Origin of the sequence: Pseudomonas triticifolii, from assembly GCF_014358015.1 — a bacterium.
Taxonomy (GTDB): domain Bacteria; phylum Pseudomonadota; class Gammaproteobacteria; order Pseudomonadales; family Pseudomonadaceae; genus Aquipseudomonas; species Aquipseudomonas triticifolii.
The window spans coordinates 112,242-130,050 of the sequence record NZ_JACONV010000001.1 but is presented as its reverse complement, the minus strand read 5'-3'; the positions used below and the strand labels follow the sequence as shown (position 1 = coordinate 130,050).

The window sequence follows — 17,809 nt, the reverse complement described above, 5'->3', positions numbered from 1 at the left end:
CATTTCATGGATAAAAGTCCATCGGAGGAAGGCTTCGCCGTCAGCGATGAGGCCTCAGGCCGCGGCACCTCTCTGCAAGCCTGGAATGCATCGAAAAAGCTCGGCGCAGTTGCTGCCATTACTGCCGACTTGCTGGTCCCGCCCAATTGCAGGGCCGTGATCATCGCGCCGCACCCGGACGATGAAGTGCTGGGTTGCGGTGGCCTGATGCGCCAGCTCGCTCAACTGGAGCGCACTATCCTGCTGATATCGGTCACCGACGGCACTGCCAGCCATCCCGGCTCTACGTTATGGCCGGTTGCCCGCCTGAGCGCGATTCGACCACAGGAAAGCGCTGAGGCGTTGAGTCTTCTGGAAATTCCTCAGGAGCGCCTGGAGTGGATTCGTGGCGGTTTTCAGGATGGCGACGTTGCCAGCGACGAGGACAAGCTGGTCGCGTTGCTCGGACAGCACCTGTGCCCCACCGACGTGGTGTTCGCCAGTTGGTCCGGAGACGGTCATGGCGATCACGAGGCCGTTGGCCGGGCCTGCGCTCGGGCCTGCGCGACATCCGGCGCACAACTTCATGAGGTCCCCATTTGGGCTTGGCACTGGGCCGACCCCGAAGACGAACGCATACCATGGGAACGTGCGCGCAAAATCCTGCTGGACCCTGAAACACAGGCACGCAAACGCAGTGCTGCACACGCTTTTGCCAGCCAGTTGCAGGGTGATCCCGACATCGGCTTGTCACCGGTTCTGCCCTCGGTTGTCCTCGAGCGTTTGCTGCAGCCGTTCGAAGTGGTGTTCTCATGAGTGTCGCCGACCGGTATTTCGACCAACTCTTTAGAGATGATGATGACCCTTGGGCGTTCAAACAGCGTTGGTATGAACGCCGCAAACGTGCGTTATGCATGGCTGCTTTGCCCAGCGAGCGGTACGCGTCAGTGTTTGAACCCGGCTGCGCGAACGGCGAACTGAGTGCAGAACTCGCGACCCGTTGCGACACGCTGCTGTGCTGCGACACCTCGCAGCGAGCCGTCAAACTGGCACGCGAGCGATTGGCAGCGTTTGCTCATGTACGGGTGACTCAGGCACGCCTGCCGCAGCAATGGCCTGAGGGTCAGTTCGACCTGATCGTGTTGAGCGAACTGGGTTACTACCTGGATCTGGAGGATCTCTATCGCCTGATCGACTGCGCGCTGACTGCGTTGACGCCTGGCGGCCAGTTGCTCGCCTGTCACTGGCGGCCCGACATCGACGAGTGTCCGCTGACTGCGCGACAGGTCCACGACACACTGGACGAGCGACTGGGCATGCACCGGCTTTTCACTCATCACGAACAGGACTTCCTGCTGGACCTGTGGGCGCGTGATGGAACATCTGTAGCTGAACAGGAGTTCTGGGATGATCGGCGTTCTGATACCGGTACATAACGAGGAGCGTTTACTGGACCAGTGTCTGGAAACCGTCCTGATGGCAGCCGCACATCCGGCCCTTAATGGTGAGCCGGTCGAAGTGCTGGTGGTGCTAGACAGCTGCACCGATCGCTCGGCGGCAATCGCTCACTTCTACGGTGTCACCACCCTTGAAGTCCGGGTCCGCAACGTCGGACACGCCCGCGCTCAGGGCGCTGCTGTGTTGCTCGACAGAGGTGCGCGGTGGCTCGCGTGCACGGATGGCGACAGCAGCGTGGCCAGTGACTGGCTGGCCGAGCAACTGGCGCTGGACGTTGATGCTGTCTGCGGAACCGTCACACCGGGCGCTTGGGGGCACGAGATTTCCCTCGCCGCGCAAACTGCCTACAACAGGCATTATCAGCATCGCGACGGTCATCGCCACATCCACGGTGCCAACCTCGGTGTGAGCTCGATCGCCTACCTGCGTGCGGGTGGTTTTCCGGCGCTGAAATGCCATGAAGACGTCCACCTGGTTCGGCAACTGGAACTGAGCGGTGCCCGCATCGCCTGGAGCTGCCGCCCACGTGTCACCACCAGCACCCGGCTGGATTCCAAAGCCCGAGGCGGGTTTGGTGATTACCTGCGGTCGTTGAATCCCTGATATCTGATGCCACGCGGCTAGCGCAGCGAGCCACAACTCACTGATGATTGGCTGTCTGCATGCCTGAGTTGTCCGACCCGAATGCGCCCAGCGTGCTGGTGAAAAACCTCGCGGCTTCTGCGCTCAGGTTGCGGTGGATGTCTTCACGGTCAACCCCTTCACGGTCGTTGCATACCATGGGCATGGTTGCGCGCTGCTCGTCGCTGCAAGGCGCCATGAAAACGAAGTGCCCTGCCCCTGCCAGCAATTTGTAATCCGGTGCCTGTGGCAGCTTGCGAGCCAGCGCTTGTGCGTTTTTGTCCACTGCCAGCAACTGATCGTCATCACCGGCATACATCAGCACCGGTACATGAACGTCGCCCAGCGTCTGCCGACCGAACATCAAACTCAAGGGTGCCATCAGCATCAACGCGCCGACACGCGGATCGGCCTGTGCATGCAGGTCCTCCCGATCAGCGACCAACTCACCTTGGGTCTTGCAGGCGTCTTTGTCCATCGGCCGCTCGATGCAGTACTGACGCAAGCGCCTGAGTTCGGGTTGCGCACCCGCAAGGATCAACGCTGTCTCACCCCCGGCCGAATAGCCGATCACGCCGACCTGGCGGGCGCTGAGGTAAGGCGCAAGCATGGGGTCCGTCAACGCTGCACTGATGGCTTCGGAAATTTGCAGAGGTCGGCCGTAAAGATTGCTCAGGCTGCCCAGACGGCTGTGATCGCGGTAATTGTCACCCGGATGAACAACGGCCACCACCACAAAGCCCTGGCGCGCCAGCGAGGTCGCCAGATCATGTAAAGCCAGCGGAGTGCCCGTGTTGCCATGAGACAACATCAACAGCGGGAAGCGCCCCAACGCGATGGCTGCGTCCTCACCTGCCTCGACCCGATAGCCCTCCACGACGCTGACTTGTTCGGGATCGGTGGACGGATAAAAGGCAACCGCCTGCATCGGTTGGGAGTCAAGCGGATCGACGAAACTCAGCTCGTGGAAGCCTGCGCTCCACTCGCTGTCTGCGAGAACGTTACTCGTGAGCGCATCATCGGCCTGAACATGCACCGAAATCAGGCTGTCGAGCAGACAAACCAGCATCACTGCACAAAGACGTACCATGGCAAGGCCCAACCTTTGTAAGTCCCGGCACCCGCCGGACAGTCCATTCGCGCGCGCGTGTCGAGCTTCGTGCTCTAGCGCTCCCTCTCTCTCAAGCAGTGAGAGTGTCTTCAAGGCAAATAGTGCATAAGCCGGGCCAGCTATTGGTCGGATGATGTCGGAACTGCCAACTACTGCGCAAAAAACGGACCGGCGCTTATTTATGCGCTTGCAGTTTACCCCCGCATGCCCGGCGCTACCTGTAAGGAAGCTGTCAATTGTTCACTGAAACGCAAGCGCAAAAAAACTCCACAGCCATGCGCAGGCGGTGGAGTCTGAGTGGAGCGGCGCGCTATCAGGCGGCGAACAGCTTCTGCTCGATATGCTGCTGTGCAGCAGCCAAGGCGTCGGCACGTGGTGCTTCACCGTACGCCAGGCCTTCGGCACGCACGAAATGCAGATCCGTCACGCCGATGAAGCCGAACAGCAGCTTTAGGTATTCCTCGTGACCTACAGCGCTTGGCTGACCCGCGTGGAGACCGCCAGCGGTGGAAACGATGATGACCTTCTTGTCGCCGCACAGACCTTCAGGACCGGCCTCGGTGTAACGGAACGTTCTGCCCGCCACTGCAATGCGGTCGATCCAGGCTTTCAACTGCGTTGGAATGGTGAAGTTGTACATCGGCGCACCGATCACTACCACATCCGAGTCCAGAAACTGCTGCAGAGTAGCCTCGTTGGTGGCGACTTCCTGCTGCTGAGCCGCATCACGGCCCTCAACTGGAGTGCCCGCAGCTGCCAGAGTGGCGGGAGAAAAATGGCTCAGCGCTTCGCTGGCCAGGTCGCGATAGGTCACGCGGCTGTCTGCGTGATTCGCCTGATAGGCCTCGACCACGCTACGGCTGAGCTGACGCGAAGCGGAGTGGTCACCAAGAATGCTGGAATCGATGTGCAGGATGTTCATAACGGGCTTCCCAGGTTATATCGTCATTGGGCGATCAAGTGGGGAGCATCCTATCGCTGTTGCTAATGCGTGATTAGTCGTCCTGAATGTGATTGTTCGTTCTATTTATGGAACAGTAAATGGATTCCGGGTTGTGGGTCAGTTCCTTGAACGAGGTTTCGAACGCGTCCAGCATGGCCCTGATGGCCGGCAGCAGCCCGCGCCGAGACGCGAACGCTGCGTGAATTACGCCACACTTGGGCCGGTGAGCATCGAACAGCTCAACGAGACGTCCCTGCTGCAAGGCGCTTCGCACCAGAATCTCGGGCAATTGCGCCACGCCAACACCCTGCAGGGAACCTTGCAGGATCGCATCCAGGTCCGAACAGACCAGCCTCGGCGTGTGTCGCACCTCAACATAATGTCCCGGCCCGTTTTCCAGCAGCCAGCGATGACTTTGGGTTGCGGAGGTCAGGTCCAGGCTGGGCAGGCTCGCCAGGTCCTCGAATGACGCATCAGCACGCAGTTGTGCGGCCAGATCAGGGTGAGCCACCAGTCGCTGGGCGCTGTAGCCAAGCGTCTTGACCACCAGCCCTTCGTCTTCCAGAGGCGGAAACCGCACACGCAGGGCGATGTCGATGTTCTCGGACAGCGGATCGACGCGCCGATTGGTACTCTCGATGTAAACCTGGACCTTGGGATAAGCGGCCATGAATCGGGCCACCGTCTCGTTGATGCCCATGGCCCCCATCGTGGGCGGGCAACTGAGCGAGATCCGCCCTTGGGGTTCGGATCTGGAACGCTGAATGGCTTCTTCCGCCGCCTCGGCCTCGACCAGCATCGCCACGCAATGCCCATAGTAGTCACGTCCGCTTTCAGTGACGGCAAACTTGCGCGTGGAGCGCTGGATTAGCCTGACCCCCAGCCGCTCTTCGAGCCCCGCAATACGACGGCTTAACTTGGACTTGGGGATGCCCAGTTTGCGACCGGCAGGCGCAAACCCTCGGCACTCGACCACCTGGACGAAATAAAACAGATCATTGAGATCGAACACCCGCCACCTCGCACGCTCAGAGGGCGCGAGTATGGCAGTGCGAAAGCGGCGATCTCAAGATCTATGGGAAGTGATCAGGCGGCTACTGGCCTGCTATCAGAAACGCCAGCACCGGCCGGGTGAAGGCGTCACCTGCCTCGACGCTCGAGAGATGAGCGGCATGGAGTTCGATCATGTCTGCGCCGGGAATGCGCTCAATCATGAAGCGCCCATCCGCCGGTGTGGTCACTGCATCTTCGGTGCCGCATACCACCAACACTGGCAGCCTGATCGAGCCGATCTGCTCACGGAAATCAGCGTCACGCACTGCTGCGCAATTGGCGGCGTAGCCTTGAGGCGCTGTCCGGGCGAGCATGCCGACGATGGCCTCGACCGTTGCCGGCTCAGCCTGCGCGAAGGCTGGCGTGAACCAGCGTGAAATCGAGGCATCACGCAAGGCGACCATGGCCGCCTCTGCGTCACGCAACACCGTTTCAATACGCGGGTTCCACACATCGGGGCTGCCGATTTTGGCCGCCGTATTGCAGAGCACGACGCGCAACAGGCGCTCAGGCGCATTGATCGCCAGCCATTGACCGATCAGACCGCCCATGGACAGCCCGCAGAATGACACCTTGTCCAGCTTCAGGGCGTCCAGCAGGGCCAGTACATCGCGGCCGTTCTGCTCGATGCTATAAGTACCTTCGCTGACCAGCGACTGGCCATGCCCACGCGTGTCGTAACGCAGCACCCTGAAATGCCGGGTCAACGCCGGGATCTGGTTATCCCACATGTGCAGATCAGTGCCCAACGAATTGGAGAGCACCAGTACCGGCGCGTCCTGCGGACCTTCGAGCAGGTAATTCAGTTGACCCTCGGCGAGTTGCACGGCAGACATTCGACGCTCCAGTGAAAGCAAAACCTGAACACTAAAGCGTGTCGGGACGTCATACAATCCAGCGCTCGAATATCCGTGCGGCTATCGAACACCTTACCCCTCGCTTGAGCGCAGCAAGGAGCACAGCATGCAAACCGAAGACATCGCCACTTTTTGCCTGGATTTGCCTGGGGCGCGCGAAGACTACAAATGGGGCGGGATACGCGTATTTTCCATCGCGGGAAACAAGATGTTTGCGGTCATGGATCTGGCAGGTCAGGGCTTATCGTTCAAGGTGGCCCCGGACCTGTTCCTGGGCTACGTCGACCGCCCCGGCATCCGCCCTGCTCCCTATCTGGCGCGCGCACACTGGATCAGCATTCCCGAGCCTCACGCGCTCAGCGACGATGAGATCCGCGATCTGTTGATCCGCTCGCACCAACTGGTGGTGGGCAAGCTGCCCAAGCGTCAGCAGGTCGCGCTCAAGCTATAACGGCAGCAGCCGCCACAGCCTGCGGCCGAGAAACAGCCAGTCGATCCAGAACGCCTGATGCACCAGCACGATCAGCCAGAACACGATTTGAAAGGACACTTTACGAGTCTTGTGCCGAAACACCTGCTGCGCCACCAATGCGCCAGGCCATCCGCCCAGCAGCTCGGTGGCATGCAGGACGTTTTCCGGCGTGCGCTGGCCGCCTTTACCGGCCTGCAGCTTGTCATGCCGGTACAGCAGAAACGCCAACAGACTCATTACCCCGATCACGACTGCCGCGACGGGTAGACCCTGCCTGATCCAGAGCTGCGCCGATCCATACACCGGCAGCGCACCCAACAGCAACAGAATGATCAGTTTCAGAGGCAGCCCTTGAACCCCGCCCTTGCGCTGACGGGCAGGCGGCCGCGGTTCACGTATCGCCGTCATGCCTTGGCCGACGCCCAGTCGATCCAGCCGAACTGCCAGGTCGCCAGAATCAGCAGGCCGAACGCGATGCGATACCAGGCAAACACCGCATAGCTGTGGGTCGCGATGAACTTGAGCAGCCCGCGTACGGCGATCATGGCGAAGATAAACGAGGTCACGAACCCTACCGCGAAGACCGCGAAGTCATCCGGGCGAAACATGTCCCGGTACTTGTAGCCCGAGTAGACCGCAGCACCGACCATGGTCGGCATGGCCAGAAAGAACGAGAATTCGGTAGCCGCCTTGCGAGACAGGCCGAACAGCAGGCCGCCAATGATGGTCGAGCCAGAGCGCGAGGTGCCTGGAATCATCGCCAGGCATTGCACCAGCCCGACTTTCAGGGCATCGCTCCACTTCATGTCATCGACCGTTTCGGCGCGTACCACATGCTCGCGGCGCTCGGCCCAGAGCATGATCACACCGCCGATGACCAAGGCAGTGGCCACGGTGATGGGATTGAACAGGTAGTGGTGAATCATGTCGGCAAAAATCACCCCCAGGACCACGGCCGGCATGAAGGCGATCAACAGATTGATCGTGAAGCGCTGCGCCTGCGCTTCTTTGGGCAGCCCCACCACCACGTCCAGAATCTTGCGTCGAAATTCCCAGACAACGGCCAGAATCGCGCCCAGCTGGATGATGATGTTGAACGCCATGGCCCGCTCGCCGCCGAAGTCGATCAGGTCTGCAACAATGATCTGGTGGCCGGTGCTCGAAATCGGCAAAAACTCCGTCAACCCCTCTACAACACCCAATATCAACGCCTGAGCAGCGGTCCAAAGATCCATCATTCCCCCATACAGCGATACCCGAGGCTCGCCTGTTAATGTTGTTGTGTAAAAAATGGTCGCTACTATGCCGTCGCAATCCTGAACGAACCTTGAAGAAGCGCTGCAAAAACGCCGAATGCTAGCAGACCTTGCAGCGCAAAGCCCCCCGCCTGCATAACCTTGCCATCGCCACCTCCCCGTTGCGCCTATAAGCGCTTACAATCGCCGCCCCGTCCTCACCACCAAGGAGCCGCGATGTCCGCACTTGAACTTTTCGCCGCCGCCATCGGCGTGCTTGCGGTCTGGCTAACAGTCAAACAGAACCCTTGGTGCTGGCCGATCGGCCTGGTCATGGTGGTGATCTACATCTGGATCTTCTTCGACGTGAAGCTCTACTCGGACATGCTCCTGCAGGTCATCTATGCCGGCTTGCAGGTGTACGGCTGGCTGCAATGGACCCGCCACGGCAGCGGGCTTCCGGTTCGCGCCGTCACAGTGCTGCAGGGCAACTCGGTGATAAGCGGGCTGGCCATCGGCGCGGGTATCAGCCTTGTGCTGGGCGCGGGCATGGCGCATTTCACTGACGCCGCACAGCCCTGGCTCGATGCAGCACTGACCGGGTTCAGTCTGGTGGCGCAAGTCTGGATGGCGCAGAAGCGCGTCCAGTGCTGGCCATTGTGGATCGTGCTCGACGTGATTTTTGTCGGACTGTTCATCTACAAGGATCTGTACCTGACGGCCGCGCTGTACGGGCTGTTCACGCTGCTGGCGGTTCAAGGGTGGCGTGAGTGGCGCAACGATCTGGCGCTGGCACGATGAAAGTGCTGGTCCTGACCGGTCCTGAGTCCAGCGGCAAGAGCTGGCTGTCGGGAGAAATCCAGCGCCGTTTCGGCGGTGTGCTGGTGGATGAATACGTGCGTCACTTCATTGAGGAGCAAGGCCGCGATACCGTTTACGACGATATAGCGACCATCGCCAGGGGTCAGCTCGACCGTGAAGACGCTGCGCGCGCAACCCGCCCCGAACTGCTGATCCTCGATACGCATTTGTTGAGCAACATCCTTTGGAGCAAGACACTGTTCGAGGACTGCCCCGCGTGGATCGAGCAACAATTGCTCAGCAGGCGCTACGACCTGCATCTGCTGCTGTCTCCAGAAGGCGTCGAGTGGATCAGCGACGGCCAACGCTGCCAGCCACGACTGGTCGAACGTCAGGCATTCTTTGCGGCCAGCCGGCAATGGCTGGAGCACCACGCGCAACACTACCAGGTGATCGAAGGCGACTGGCCGCAACGCCGCGAGCAGGCACTGACGGCGGTCACGCAACTGCTCGCTCAGCGGATCTGATGCTTGTGCAGCAGCCGATAGAACGTGGGGCGAGAAATCCCCAGAACCTTGGCCGCCACACTGAGGTTGTCGCTGTGGCGTGTCAGCACGTCGCACAGCGCCTGACGCTCGGCACGCGACTTGTATTCCTCTAGCGTTCCCATGCTGCTGACAACGGCCTCCTCACCCAACAGCCCCAGATCCGCTGCCTCGATCTGCCGGCCTTCCGCCAGAACCAGCCCGCGCCGAACCCGGTTAGCCAGCTCTCGTACATTCCCCGGCCAGTCGTGTTTGCCCATGGAGATCAACGCGTCCTGACTGAAATTACGCGCGCGCCTGCCGGTTTCCTGACTGTAGAAATGAGCAAAGTGGTTGGCCAGCATGGCCAGGTCGCCATGCCGCTCACGCAGTGGCGCTGTGCCGACCTGCAACACATTCAGCCGGTAGTACAAATCTTCCCGAAAACGCTTCTTGCGAATGGCCGCCTCCAGATCCACATGGGTGGCGGCCAGCACCCGGACATCCACGGGTATCGGCTCACTGCCACCGATGCGTTCGATCTGTCGCTCCTGTAAAAAACGTAGCAGGTGCGCCTGACTTTCCAACGGGAGATCACCGATTTCGTCCAGAAACAGGGTGCCGCCGTCCGCCGCTTCGATTCGGCCGATCTTGCGCTCCTGGGAGCCATTGAATGCACCTCTCTCGTAGCCAAACAGATCAGCGTGGATCAAATGCTCGGCAATGGCACCGCAATTGACCGCTACGAACGGTTTGTTACGGCGCTGAGACTGGGAATGCAACGTCCGCGCGACGAGCTCCTTGCCGGTGCCGCGTTCACCGCGAATCAGTACCGGCGATTCGGTGGGCGCGAGCTTGCTCAACAGCCGACGTAACTCCCGAATGGGTCGGCTTTCGCCCAACATCTCGTGTTCACTGCTGGACGTCTGTGCAGCGCCCTGTGCTCGCAAACGCGCCATGCCATAGGCACGGCCCAGCGTGACCTGCATGCGAGCGACATCGAACGGCAAGGTGTGGAAATCAAAAAACCACTCACACACGAAGTCGCCAATCTTCTCGCGACGCAGATCATCGGGTGCCAGCACAGCGATCCATTGGGTGTTGGTGCGGGTAATGAGTTCCTTGACCATGTCCGGACGCTCGAAGTGGTCAGGCATCAGGCGAATCAAACCGACATCGCAGCTGAGATTGAGCGCCGACTCGAGCGTACTGCTGTCCACCGCCCATCCGGCAGCATGCAGGACAGGGATCAATTGATGACAATCGTCACAGGGGTCAACAATTAACAGACGTCGCGTTGGGGCCGATTCATGCATAGAGGTTCCTTGGCGCCCGGCGTCGAATTGAGGTTATGAAAAACGTTTTATAAACAGTATGTTGGCGAGCCCGATCCTTACATTAGCAAATATTTGACACAGCCTTGTACCGTTTGCGTCTAATGGCAATAACCAAACGTGATGGTTGCCGTAACGTTGCGTTAACGGGATGGGCCGTAAAAAATTCTGAAAAACTTCAAAAAAGTGTGTGACTCATGTGCCCCTCGCGTTCATCAACACAAGTAACCAGCCGGACGGTAAGCCCGCCGACGTGACTGAATTGATACGGGCACTTTGAGGAATTGACCATGAACGCCCCACTGCGCTTCAACGATGCACTTCTGATCGCTGGACACGCTTTTGAACCCTTCCAGTGTGTTGCCTGGGCACCACAGGACGGGAACGGCGAACTGAGCCTGACCGTAATAGACCGCACCAGCACCCGCATTGGCCGCAAGCAGATTCCGAGCAGCACCTATTCGGACAAGCAGCAGTTAGCCAGCGCTCTGGAGCAGGCGCGTGCCGAGATCAGTAACGAAGGGTATGACCTCAAGCCCTGGACCATGCCAGCCTGAAGAGACGCGAGGGCCAGGATCTTTGACTGATCAGGCCCTCGCTTGCAGCTTGTAGCGTAGGCAAACGTGATTGAAAACCGGCCTCAGTCAGTGGGAGCGGACTTGTCCGCGAAGGGGGCGGCGTAATCAGTCGAAGGGTAGCGTCTGGAAGGCAGTCTTCGTGGACAAACGGAACGCCGCCCGGTCCACGCCTACGGATTGAAACCGGTCTCAGCCACTGGGGGGCGAGGTCCTGAAATGGGCGCTTCTGGCCCCCTGTTTTCGTGAGCAAGCTCACTCCTACGCAGTGATGGGCAGGATCGCTGGATGAAGCTCAGCCCAACGTGCCAAGCTCATCAATATGCCGATAATCCGCCCCCAGTCCGCGCGCCAGCTCTCGTGCTCTTCCCAGCCGGATCGGACCTTTTTCCATATCGACCAATAGACTCGGGCAGTCGAATGCCAAGAGCACAGGCATTTGCTTGAGCCTGCCGTCGGTCAGCACCAGTACCCGCTGTTGTTCTGACGGATAGCGCTTGCTGCGTTTGGTCAGCCACAACCGGGCCTGCTCCAGAGCCTCCGTAAGAGGCGTTCCGCCTCCCGCCCCCAATGCATCCAGCCACGGACTCAGCGCCGCTGAAGCTTTCAGACCTTGATACTGCCAGCGTGGCGCGTTGCCACTGGCCGTGAGCAACGCCAGTCGGGTGCGGCGGCGATAGGCGTCGTCAAACACTTGAGACAGCAGGCCCTTGGCCTGGCTCAGCGCCTGATGACGTTTGGTCGACGCAGATGCATCGACAATCACCAGCAACAGCTCATTGGGGCGGCTGCTGCGCGGCTGCCGAACCAGATCGCTGGCCTTTTTCGGATGCCCCTTCATCAGAGTCGGCAGCCATTGCACCGGCCCATCCGAGCCAGCACGCAGTGCGCCGGCTCTGCCAGAAGCGAGTCGACCCGGCCGGGGAACGGCATCCGCCCCCTTCGAGCGTTGGGGGCGGATGCCTAAGGCTTTTTTGGCCAGCTCGGCACTTCGCGGCGCGATCCGGTAGGCACTGCTTGAGCCGGCAGCTCACCCCAACTGCCCTGCCCGCTCTGGTTATCCTGTTTTTCGGAAGAACCTGAAGGCGGTGTTTCTGGCGATTGCGGTGATGGCGGCGACGGCTCGCGACGGCGATGGCGCAGGGCAAACTCGGCCACGGCGTCAATGTCCTGCTCCTCGATCATCCCGACACCCCGCCAGGCCGCATGTGCCCGTGCGGCGCGCAGCCAGACCAGATCGGCACGCATGCCGTCAACGCCTGCAGCAAAGCAGCGTTCGGTGATCAGCGCTAAAGACGTGTCATCCAGCGCAATGTCCGCCAGCAGTGAACGCGCCTGTTCGCAACGTTGTTTCAACGCATCCTGCTCAGGCGCCCACTGGGCACAGAACGACTGTGGATCTGCGTCGAAGTCCAGACGCCTGCGGATGATCTGGCTGCGCTCGACAGGCAGCGTCTGCCCGCTCAACGCCACGTTCAAGCCGAAGCGATCCAGCAACTGCGGGCGCAGTTCGCCCTCTTCCGGGTTCATGGTGCCAATCAGCACGAATCGGGCTGCATGACGATGGGAAATGCCATCACGCTCCACCAGATTGACGCCACTGGCCGCGACATCCAGCAGCAGGTCCACCAGGTGATCGGCCAACAGGTTCACCTCGTCGACATACAGCACGCCGCCGTCGGCTTTCGCCAGCACGCCGGGCGAGAAGCGCGCCCGGCTTTCGGAGAGCGCAGCATCCAGATCCAGCGTACCCACCAGCCGCTCTTCGGTCGCGCCCAACGGCAGCGTCACGAACTGCCCGCTGGCGATCAGATCGGCCAGCCCACGTGCCAGGGTCGATTTCGCCATGCCTCGCGGCCCCTCGATCAACACACCGCCGATGCGTGGATCGATGGCCGTCAGGCACAACGCGAGTTTCAGGTCATCGGCGCCCACGACAGCGGCCAGTGGAAAATGCGGCGTATTGGCAAGGCTTGAGTCAGGCAAGGTCATCAGTTCTCTTCTATATCCAGCAGCAGGTTTTCCAGGGCTTGCTGATAATCGCCCGGTTCCTGCCAAAGCCCGCGCTGCTGCGCTTCAAGCATGCGCTCGGTCATGTCGCGCAGGGCATCGGGGTTGTGCTGCTCAATGAATTCGCGGGTCGATGGATCAAGCAGGTAGGCATCGGCCAGCAGTGCGTATTGATGATCGTCGATCAGTTCAGTGGTGGCGTCGAATGCGAACAGAAAGTCTACCGTGGCCGCCATTTCGAACGCGCCTTTGTAACCGTGACGTTTTACACCCTCGATCCACTTGGGATTTGCCGCCCGCGAACGTATCACGCGGTTCAGCTCTTCCTTCAAGGTACGGATTTTCGGCAGGTCCGGCTGGCTGTGATCGCCATGGTAGCTTGCTGTCTTCTCGCCACTGAGGGTTTCGGCGGCGGCCAGCATGCCACCTTGAAACTGGTAATAATCGTTGGAGTCCAGCAAATCGTGTTCGCGGTTGTCCTGGTTCTGCACCACCGCCTGCACCTGAGACAGGCGCTGAGCGAAGCGCTGCCGGGCAGGCGTGCCCTCATCGGAAGCGCCGTAGGCATAGCCACCCCAGTTCAGGTAAACCTCGGCCAGATCCTCACGACTCTGCCACAAGCGACCATCAATAGCGCCCTGAACGCCCGCACCATAGGCGCCCGGCTTGGCACCGAAGATTCGCCAGCCTGCCTGACGTGCCGCTTCGTCCTCGCTCATTCCCTCGGCGATGAAGCTCTGTCGCTCTTCACGCACGCGGGCGGCAATCGGGTTCAGGTCATCCGGCTCGTCGAGCGCCGCAACGGCCTGCACGGCCGCGTCGAACAGACTAATCAGGTTGGCAAAGGCGTCGCGAAAGAAGCCGGACACCCGCAGTGTCACGTCCACCCGCGGACGATCCAACAGGCTGACCGGCAGAATCTCGAAGTCATCGACACGCTGACTGCCCGTCGCCCAGACCGGACGCACGCCCATCAGCGCCATGGCCTGCGCGATGTCGTCACCGCCTGTGCGCATGGTCGCCGTGCCCCAGACCGACAGCCCCAGCTGCCGAAGGTGGTCGCCGTGATCCTGTAAGTGACGCTCCAGCAACAGGTTGGCGGACTGGAAACCGATCCGCCAGGCTGTGGTGGTCGGCAGGTTACGCACGTCCACGCTGAAGAAATTGCGCCCGGTCGGCAACACGTCCAGTCGCCCTCGACTCGGCGCACCACTGGGGCCCGCCGGTACGAAGCGACCACTCAAAGCCGCGAGCATGCCCTGCATCTCGCCGGGGCCACAGGCGTCGAGGCGTGGCGCGACCACTTCGCGCAGGCTGTCGAGAATCAGCGCCAGATCGGCGTGCGCTGGTAGATCGGCTACGTCCTGACCTTCGGTGATACGTTCAATCAAGGCCGCAGCGTAAAGCTCAAGGCGCTCACGCGCGTCGCCGGCGGTGCGCCACGGGTCGGCGCTCAAGGCGAGTAGTTCAGTCGGACGCGGACCTTGCCAGGGTTCGGCAAGCTCACAATTCAGTGGGTCGAAGCCCAGGCTGAACGCCTTGCTCAAGGCTCGCAGCAGGCTCGACTGCGCGCCGCGCCCGTCGCCACGCGGAATACGCAACAACGCCAGCAGCGTGTCGATACGCAAGCGGCCCTCAGGTGACTGGCCAAATATATGCAGCCCGTCACGAATCTGCGACTCCTTCAAATCACATAGATAGGTGTCCAGACGCGGCAGCCAGATGGCCGCGTCGGCATCGCTGTCAGTCGTCCCTTCCAACGCCAGCTCGCGGTCGATCCGGGTTTCGCGCACCAGATTCAGAATGTCGCGTTGCAGTTCGCGGGCGCGCCGCGGGTCCAGCAGTTGCGCTTCGTAGTATTCGTCCGCGAGCAACTCAAGATCGCGCAACGGCCCATAGGTTTCGGCGCGCGTCAGCGGCGGCATCAGGTGGTCGATAATGACGGCCTGCGTGCGCCGCTTGGCCTGTGCGCCTTCACCCGGATCATTGACGATAAACGGATAGATATTCGGCATCGCGCCCAGCACCGCATCCGGCCAGCAGTTCTCGGACAGCCCGACGCCCTTGCCCGGCAGCCACTCCAGGTTGCCGTGCTTGCCGACATGCACCACGGCGTGCGCGCCGTAGGCCTTGCGCAGCCAGAAGTAGAAAGCGAGGTAGCCGTGCGGCGGCACCAGATCCGGGTCGTGATACACCGCACTGGGATCGACCTGATAACCACGCGCCGGCTGAATGCCGACGAAGGTCAGGCCAAAGCGCAGACCCGCGATCATCATCCGGCCGCTGCGGAACATCGGATCGGCATCCGGCGCGCCCCAACGAGCGTTGACTGCATCGCGATTGGCCTGCGGCAGCGCGTTGAACGCGTCAAGGTATTCATCCAGCGCCATGCTTTGCTGACAAGGACGCTGATCAATGCTGTCCAGATCATTGGTGACGCCGCCGAGCAATTGCTGAATCAGCTCGGTGCCGCTGTCGGGCAGCTCCGCCAGCGGATAGCCCTCAGCCTGCATGGCGCGCAGGATGTTCAACGCGGCAGCAGGTGTGTCGAGCCCGACGCCATTGCCGATACGGCCATCGCGGGTCGGGTAATTGGCGAGAATCAATGCCACGCGTTTGTCGGCGTTAGGCAGACGTGCCAACAAAATCCAGTTTCTGGCCAGTTGTGCGACAAAGTCCATGCGCTCAGGGTGGGCGCGGTAGCAGACCACATCGGACTGACTGCGCTCGCTGCGCCATGCCAGGTCCTTGAAGCTGATCGGCCGACTGATGATGCGCCCGTCCAGCTCCGGCAACGCAATGTGCATCGCCAGGTCGCGGGCCCCAAGGCCCTGCTCGCTGGCCTGCCACGCAGGCTGGTTGTCCTGCGCGCAGATGGCCTGAATAACGGGCACATCGCGCCGAAAAGGCCGCAAATGAGGGGTTTCAGGACTCGATTGGGCGAAGCCGGTGGTATTGAGAATCAACTCTACACCGGCCTCATCCAGCCACTCTTCGACCTGCGTGAAGCAGCCCGGCTCCTTGAGACTGGCGACTGCGATCGGCAAAGGGTTAAGGCCCTGCGCCTGCAAACGCTCGCAGAATTCGTTGATGAAGCCCGTGTTGGCGGCCTGCAAGTGCGAACGATAAAACAGCAACGCAGCCACAGGCTGGTCACTGAGCCAATCGGCCTGCCAGTCGGCCAGTACGGCAGTTGCCCGCTTCGGATGATAAACAGCGGTACGTGGCAGCGGCTGAGGCTCGGCCCAAGCGTAATCGTGACCGAGCCAGGTGCTGGCCATGCAGCTATAAAGGTCCAGCGCATTCTGTAGACCGCCCTGACGCAGGAACTGCCACAGGCGGTTGCAGTCGGTCGCTGCAACGGTGCTCAGGTCGATCAGCTCCGGATCGTGACGGTCACAACCCGGCACCATGATCACCGTGACGCCTTGTGCAGCCAGCTCCATCAGCCGCTCGACGCCATAACGCCAATAACCAATGCCGCCGTGCAGGGAAAGCAAAATCACTTTGGCGTGACGCAGTACCTCATCGACATACAGATCGACCGAGGCGTGGTTCTGTACCTGCATCGGGTTGGCCAGACGCAGGCTGGGGTAATCGTCGGGCAACTGCAGGGCCGCTTCGGCCAGCAGCGCCAGGCTTGAATCGCCGCTGCAGAGGATCACCAGTTCGGCCGGGGTTTGTCCCAGGTCAGCGATGCTGTCATCGGGTACAAAACCGCCGGGCTGGGTTCTCAGCAGGTGCATGGGTCAGCCCGCAATCGCAGCGTTGAGTTGCGCTTCCAGTGCAGCGGCGTCCAGTTCCTGGCCGATCAACACCAGATTGGTCAGTCGCTCTTCGTCGGCGCGCCAGGCACGATCAAAGTGCTTGTCAAAACGCGTACCCACACCCTGGATCAGCAGACGCATCGGCTTGCCAGGAATGGCCGCAAAGCCTTTGACGCGCAGAATGCCGTGCTGCACAACCAGTTGATTCAACGCACTGAGCAATACAGCCTCATCTGCTTGCGGCAGTTTGATCGAAATCGAATCGAAAGCGTCATGATCGTGGTCATCATCTTCACCGTCGTGATGGTCATGGTGAGTCTTGCGGCCATCAATGTGCACTTCGGACTCGGCACCGACACCCAACAACACGCTGATCGGCAAGCGGCCGCTGCTGGCCTCGATCACTTTGACCGCGGGCGGCAACTCTTCGGCAACTTCGGCGCGCACCGCAGCAAGACCGTCGGCGTCGATCATGTCGGCCTTGTTGAGGATGACCAGATCAGCGCTGGCCAACTGGTCGGCAAACAGCTCATGCAGGGGCGACTCGTGATCCAGATTCGGGTCCAGTTTGCGCTGGGCATCAACCTGATCCGGGAAGGCGGCGAAGGTGCCTGCCAATACCGCCGGGCTATCGACCACAGTGATGACCGCATCGACCGTGCAGGCGTTACGAATTTCCGGCCACTGGAACGCTTGAACCAGGGGTTTTGGCAGCGCCAGACCGCTGGTTTCGATCAGGATATGGTCCAGGTCGCCGCGACGGGCTACCAGTTCACGCATCACCGGAAAGAACTCTTCCTGAACCGTGCAGCACAGGCAGCCGTTGGCCAGCTCATAGACGCGACCGTTGGCTTCTTCTTCGGTGCAACCGATGGTGCATTGTTTGAGGATTTCGCCGTCGATACCCAGCTCGCCGAATTCGTTGACGATCACCGCGATGCGCCGCCCTTCGGCGTTATCGAGCATGTGCCGCAACAGGGTGGTTTTGCCCGAGCCCAGGAAGCCGGTAACGATGGTGACGGGAAGCTTGGCCAGTGTTTTCATCAGGTGCCCTTTGGCGATGCGGCGG

General features: G+C 60.9%; 18 protein-coding genes. 7 read left to right on the top strand and 11 right to left on the bottom strand.

Annotated features, from left to right (window positions below; genetic code table 11):
• The first annotated feature begins 6 nt into the window (after window positions 1–6).
• Genes H8S56_RS00575 through H8S56_RS00565 form a run of 3 tightly spaced genes read left to right on the top strand, consistent with a single transcriptional unit; the run spans window position 7 to window position 2,040 of the window.
• Window positions 7–795 (top strand): PIG-L deacetylase family protein, encoded by a 789-nt coding sequence (locus H8S56_RS00575; protein WP_187517545.1) that lies wholly within the window; start codon window positions 7–9, stop codon window positions 793–795.
• Window positions 792–1,415 (top strand): SAM-dependent methyltransferase, encoded by a 624-nt coding sequence (locus H8S56_RS00570; protein WP_187517544.1) that lies wholly within the window; start codon window positions 792–794, stop codon window positions 1,413–1,415. Before H8S56_RS00575 ends, H8S56_RS00570 begins: the two co-directional genes overlap by 4 nt.
• On the top strand, window positions 1,387–2,040 hold the full coding sequence (locus tag H8S56_RS00565; protein ID WP_187517543.1) for a glycosyltransferase: 654 nt from the start codon (window positions 1,387–1,389) through the stop codon (window positions 2,038–2,040). Before H8S56_RS00570 ends, H8S56_RS00565 begins: the two co-directional genes overlap by 29 nt.
• 37 nt (window positions 2,041–2,077) lie before the next feature.
• Here H8S56_RS00565 and H8S56_RS00560 read toward each other — a convergent pair whose 3' ends face one another.
• From H8S56_RS00560 to pcaD, 4 genes are all read right to left on the bottom strand, one after another.
• Window positions 2,078–3,148 carry an alpha/beta hydrolase family protein gene (locus H8S56_RS00560; RefSeq protein ID WP_187517542.1) on the bottom strand — a complete coding sequence of 357 codons (1,071 nt, stop codon included), beginning with the start codon at window positions 3,146–3,148 and terminating at the stop codon, window positions 2,078–2,080.
• Window positions 3,149–3,482: 334 nt separating this feature from the next.
• Complete coding sequence (locus H8S56_RS00555; protein ID WP_024687960.1) at window positions 3,483–4,091, bottom strand: FMN-dependent NADH-azoreductase; 609 nt, start codon at window positions 4,089–4,091, stop codon at window positions 3,483–3,485.
• Window positions 4,092–4,164: 73 nt separating this feature from the next.
• Window positions 4,165–5,124 carry a LysR substrate-binding domain-containing protein gene (locus tag H8S56_RS00550; protein ID WP_187517541.1) on the bottom strand — a complete coding sequence of 320 codons (960 nt, stop codon included), beginning with the start codon at window positions 5,122–5,124 and terminating at the stop codon, window positions 4,165–4,167.
• A gap of 82 nt (window positions 5,125–5,206) precedes the next feature.
• Window positions 5,207–6,001, bottom strand: a complete 795-nt coding sequence (gene pcaD / locus H8S56_RS00545) for a 3-oxoadipate enol-lactonase (RefSeq protein WP_187517540.1) — start codon at window positions 5,999–6,001, stop codon at window positions 5,207–5,209.
• A 127-nt stretch (window positions 6,002–6,128) separates the two neighbouring features.
• On the opposite strand from pcaD, the gene H8S56_RS00540 reads away from it, so the two are divergent.
• The gene (locus H8S56_RS00540; RefSeq protein ID WP_024694984.1) at window positions 6,129–6,473 is read left to right on the top strand and encodes an MmcQ/YjbR family DNA-binding protein; all 345 of its coding nucleotides are present in this window, start codon (window positions 6,129–6,131) and stop codon (window positions 6,471–6,473) included.
• On the opposite strand, the gene H8S56_RS00535 is transcribed toward H8S56_RS00540, so the two are convergent.
• Both H8S56_RS00535 and H8S56_RS00530 read right to left on the bottom strand, forming a co-directional pair.
• On the bottom strand, window positions 6,468–6,902 hold the full coding sequence (locus H8S56_RS00535; RefSeq protein ID WP_187517539.1) for a DUF1294 domain-containing protein: 435 nt from the start codon (window positions 6,900–6,902) through the stop codon (window positions 6,468–6,470). The genes H8S56_RS00540 and H8S56_RS00535 overlap by 6 nt on opposite strands.
• Window positions 6,899–7,729, bottom strand: a complete 831-nt coding sequence (locus H8S56_RS00530) for an undecaprenyl-diphosphate phosphatase (RefSeq protein WP_024687965.1) — start codon at window positions 7,727–7,729, stop codon at window positions 6,899–6,901. Before H8S56_RS00530 ends, H8S56_RS00535 begins: the two co-directional genes overlap by 4 nt.
• 237 nt (window positions 7,730–7,966) lie before the next feature.
• Between H8S56_RS00530 and pnuC the strand changes: the two genes are divergently transcribed.
• Together pnuC and H8S56_RS00520 are read left to right on the top strand one after the other, a co-directional pair.
• Entirely contained in the window at window positions 7,967–8,530 is a 564-nt protein-coding gene (gene pnuC / locus H8S56_RS00525) for a nicotinamide riboside transporter PnuC (RefSeq protein ID WP_024687966.1), read from the top strand.
• Entirely contained in the window at window positions 8,527–9,057 is a 531-nt protein-coding gene (locus tag H8S56_RS00520; protein ID WP_024694981.1) for an AAA family ATPase, read from the top strand. The genes pnuC and H8S56_RS00520 overlap by 4 nt, the downstream gene beginning before the upstream one ends.
• Here H8S56_RS00520 and H8S56_RS00515 read toward each other — a convergent pair.
• Complete coding sequence (locus H8S56_RS00515) at window positions 9,045–10,370, bottom strand: sigma-54 dependent transcriptional regulator (RefSeq protein ID WP_187517538.1); 1,326 nt, start codon at window positions 10,368–10,370, stop codon at window positions 9,045–9,047. The genes H8S56_RS00520 and H8S56_RS00515 overlap by 13 nt on opposite strands.
• A gap of 308 nt (window positions 10,371–10,678) precedes the next feature.
• Here H8S56_RS00515 and H8S56_RS00510 point away from each other — a divergent pair, with 308 nt between their 5' ends.
• Window positions 10,679–10,945: a hypothetical protein gene (locus H8S56_RS00510; RefSeq protein WP_004879734.1), complete on the top strand. Its 267-nt coding sequence runs from the start codon at window positions 10,679–10,681 to the stop codon at window positions 10,943–10,945.
• A gap of 313 nt (window positions 10,946–11,258) precedes the next feature.
• On the opposite strand, the gene H8S56_RS00505 is transcribed toward H8S56_RS00510, so the two are convergent.
• From H8S56_RS00505 to cobW, 4 genes are all read right to left on the bottom strand, one after another.
• The gene (locus H8S56_RS00505) at window positions 11,259–11,849 is read right to left on the bottom strand and encodes a vWA domain-containing protein (protein WP_187517982.1); all 591 of its coding nucleotides are present in this window, start codon (window positions 11,847–11,849) and stop codon (window positions 11,259–11,261) included.
• A 77-nt stretch (window positions 11,850–11,926) separates the two neighbouring features.
• Entirely contained in the window at window positions 11,927–12,955 is a 1,029-nt protein-coding gene (locus H8S56_RS00500) for an ATP-binding protein (protein WP_187517537.1), read from the bottom strand.
• Window positions 12,955–16,719, bottom strand: a complete 3,765-nt coding sequence (gene cobN, locus H8S56_RS00495; protein ID WP_187517536.1) for a cobaltochelatase subunit CobN — start codon at window positions 16,717–16,719, stop codon at window positions 12,955–12,957. The genes H8S56_RS00500 and cobN overlap by 1 nt, the downstream gene beginning before the upstream one ends.
• Before the next feature lie 3 nt (window positions 16,720–16,722).
• The gene (cobW, locus tag H8S56_RS00490) at window positions 16,723–17,784 is read right to left on the bottom strand and encodes a cobalamin biosynthesis protein CobW (RefSeq protein ID WP_024687797.1); all 1,062 of its coding nucleotides are present in this window, start codon (window positions 17,782–17,784) and stop codon (window positions 16,723–16,725) included.
• Between the last annotated feature and the right edge of the window lie 25 nt (window positions 17,785–17,809).